Genomic DNA, 452 nt, shown 5'->3' on the forward strand with positions numbered 1-452 from the left:
TGCTTGCTTTGGGTCGTTCGCCGACCTTCCGGCGAGGTTCCCGCCTTCGACAGCTATGTGCTCTTGCTGTTGCGTCGACCTGACGAACTCTCGATTCCCAGAGGTCCGCACTGGCTGCTGGACTATTTCCTCAACATGACGAGTTTGGGCAGCGTTACGATTCTCGCGACCCTCACCTTGCTCGCTACCGCCTACCTTTGGAGCACTGGACGCAGCGCGGCCGCCGCCTACGCATTTGTGGCCGCCGGCGGCGCTTGGGCAGTTAGCAACCTCCTGAAGGCGCTTATCGGGCGGACCAGGCCATCCCTCGTTCCTCACCTTGTTGAGGTGCACGACGCGAGCTTTCCAAGCGGGCACGCAACAGTGTCGATGGCGGCCTACCTGGCGTTTGCCATTCTAGCCAGCACTCTCGGCCGCCCGCCCCGGCAGGGCCGGTTCTTCCTGCCGGTCGC

The 452-nt window shown here is 63.5% G+C and carries 1 protein-coding gene; it reads left to right on the plus strand.

Going from position 1 to position 452, the window contains the following annotated elements; translation table 11 throughout:
* Nucleotides 1–452: phosphatase PAP2 family protein (locus AB4048_RS28990; protein ID WP_442205372.1), on the plus strand; the 452-nt coding region annotated here is incomplete at both ends.

This window comes from Rhizobium sp. RAF56, assembly GCF_052113965.1.
Classification (GTDB): domain Bacteria; phylum Pseudomonadota; class Alphaproteobacteria; order Rhizobiales; family Rhizobiaceae; genus Rhizobium.